At 75.6% G+C, this 2,531-nt stretch carries 2 protein-coding genes; one reads left to right on the forward strand and one right to left on the reverse strand.

The window, feature by feature from the left end:
- The coding region (locus AOK18_RS35205; protein WP_157865187.1) for an SDR family oxidoreductase at positions 1 to 858 on the reverse strand (858 nt) is incomplete at its 3' end.
- Between the two features lie 119 nt (positions 859 to 977).
- Here AOK18_RS35205 and AOK18_RS25700 point away from each other — a divergent pair.
- Positions 978 to 2,345, forward strand: a complete 1,368-nt coding sequence (locus tag AOK18_RS25700; RefSeq protein ID WP_079105180.1) for an acetyl-CoA C-acetyltransferase — start codon at positions 978 to 980, stop codon at positions 2,343 to 2,345.
- The last annotated feature ends 186 nt before the right edge of the window (positions 2,346 to 2,531 follow it).

Genomic DNA, 2,531 nt, shown 5'->3' on the forward strand with positions numbered 1-2,531 from the left:
GACGAGGACGTCCAGGCCGCCGGGGAGCGCCTCGGCGATCCGGGCACCCGCGTCGGCGGCCGTGATGTCGAGAGGGAGGGCGAGGCCGCCGATCCGTTCGGCGACGCGCCGGGCGTCCGCCCCGGCCCGCGGCACGTCGAGCACGACGACCTCGGCGCCGTCCCGGGCCAGCGTTTCGGCGACCGCCTCGCCGATGCCGCGGGCCCCGCCGGTGACCAGGGCGGTGCGTCCGGCGAGGGGGAGGTCCCACGGGTCCGCGGCGGACGCGCCGGCGGGGCCGGTGCCGGTGGTGGCGCCGGCCCCGACCTCGATCACCTGACCGCTGACGTAGGCCGACTTGGGCGAGAGCAGGAAGCGCAGGGTGGACTCGGCGGCGTCCGCGTCGGCGAGGCGGACCAGGTTCACGGTGCGGCCCCGGCCGATCTCCTTGCCCAGGGAGCGGGTGAAGCCCTCCAACGCCTGCTGGGCGGCCGCCTGATGGTGGTCGGCGGCGTCGATCGGGGAGCCGAGCAGGACGACCCTGCCGCTCGCGGCGACCGACCGCACGACGGGATGCAGGGCCGCGTGCACCTCGGCGAGGTCCGCCACGTCGCGCACCCCGGTGGCGTCCAGGACGACGGAGGCGGGCCGGCCGGTGTCGTCCGCGCCGCCGGGCCCGCCCGTGGAGAGCCCCGCACGGGCGAGGACGGGAGCCAGGTCGAGGCCGGACTTGCCCGCGGTGAGGTGGAGCAGACCGCCGTCGAGGCCCGGCCGCGCCGCCGACCAGCGCTTCAGCGGGGCCGGCTGGGGGAGGCCCAGCCGACGGCTCAGGAGGCGGCCGGGCGTGGTCCCGGTGAAGCTCAGATAGCGGTCGGCCATGTGCGACTCCCAGCCCTGGATGCGTCCGGTGCGCGTCTGCGCGTACGCGCCCCAACGGAACTTACTCTGAAGTAAGGTTACCGGTGGTAATCCTACGTCAGTGTGAGGAGCGGGTCGAGATGAACCCTCGGGAACCGAGCAGGGCGAGCGGACCGGACGGACCGGCGGAGCCGCGCGAACCGCTGGGCTCCGCGCGGCCGGTGGGCTCCGCGCGGCCGGCCGCCGTGCGGCGCGTCGCAATCATCGGCGGCACCCGCATCCCGTTCGCCCGCTCCGACGGCCCCTACGCCACCGCCTCCAACCAGGAGATGCTGACCGCCGCCCTGGACGGCCTCGTCGAGCGGTACGGACTTCAAGCGCCGGGATCGGTCGGGGAGTTCGTCGCCGGAGCGGTGCTCAAGCACAGCCGCGACTTCAACCTCGCCCGGGAGACCGTCCTCGGCTCCGCGCTGGACGCCCGCACCCCCGCCTACGACATCCAGCAGGCCTGCGGCACCGGCCTCCAGGCCGTCGTCGCCGCCGCCAACAAGATCGCCCTCGGCCAGACGGAGTCCGCGATCGCGGGCGGCTCCGACACGGCGAGCGACGCGCCCCTCGGCGTCAACGACCGCCTGCGGCAGGTGTTGTTGGAGGCGCGGCGGGCGAAGACGGCCGGCGCCCGCCTCGCGGCCCTGGCGAAGGTGCGCCCCGGCCACCTCGTCCCCGACATCCCGCGCAACGCCGAACCGCGCACCGGCCTGTCCATGGGCGAACACGCCGCGGTCACCGCCCGCGCCTGGGGCATCACCCGCGAGGCCCAGGACGAACTGGCGGCGACCAGCCACCAGCGGCTGGCGGCGGCGTACGAACGCGGCTTCTTCCGGGACCTGGTGGTGCCCCACCGCGGGCTGGCCCGCGACCAGAACCTCCGGCCGGGTTCGACCGTCGGGAAACTCGCCGCCCTGAAGCCGGTGTTCGGCCTGGACGGCCCCGACCCGACGATGACGGCGGGCAATTCGACCCCGCTCACCGACGGCGCGGCGGTGGTCCTGCTGGCGAGCGAGGAGTGGGCGCGGGCGCGGGGACTGGAGCCGCTGGCGTACCTGACCGCGTACGAGACGGCCGCCGTGGACTTCGTGCACGGCGATGTGGCGGACGGCGAGGACGGCCTGCTGATGGCCCCCGCGTACGCGGTCCCGCGCCTGCTGGAGCGCACCGGGCTGGACCTCGCGGACTTCGACCTGATCGAGATTCACGAGGCCTTCGCCTCCCAGGTGCTCGCCACCCTGGCCGCCTGGGAGAAGCGGGGCCTGGGCCCGGTCGACCGCGCCCGGATGAACGTGGCCGGCTCCTCCCTGGCCACGGGTCACCCCTTCGCCGCCACCGGCGCCCGCATCGTCGCGACCCTCGCGAAACTCCTGGCCGAACGGGACGCCCCCGCCCGCGGCCTGATCTCCGTCTGCGCGGCGGGCGGACAGGGGGTGACGGCCGTTCTGGAGCGCGCCTGAACCACTTCCCGTGTCTGCGGAGGCCGCACATCCCCGCCGCCGGACCCCCCGGGGCGCGCACGAATCCGTCACGCCGGGCCCGTACGGTCCCGAGGCCGCACCGTCGGTGACTGCGTGAACCCGTCGCTCCCCGACTCCGTTCCCCCCGTCCGGCGAGGACATCGGAGGACGGGGGGAACGGAGTCG

The organism is Streptomyces prasinopilosus, assembly GCF_001419695.1.
In the GTDB taxonomy this organism is placed as follows: Bacteria; Actinomycetota; Actinomycetes; order Streptomycetales; family Streptomycetaceae; genus Streptomyces; species Streptomyces prasinopilosus.

Bases quoted from the DNA above. Each gene is read 5' to 3' on its own strand.
- AOK18_RS25700 (WP_079105180.1), top strand. From the start codon at position 978: ATGAACCCTCGGGAACCGAGCAGGGCGAGCGGACCGGACGGACCGGCG.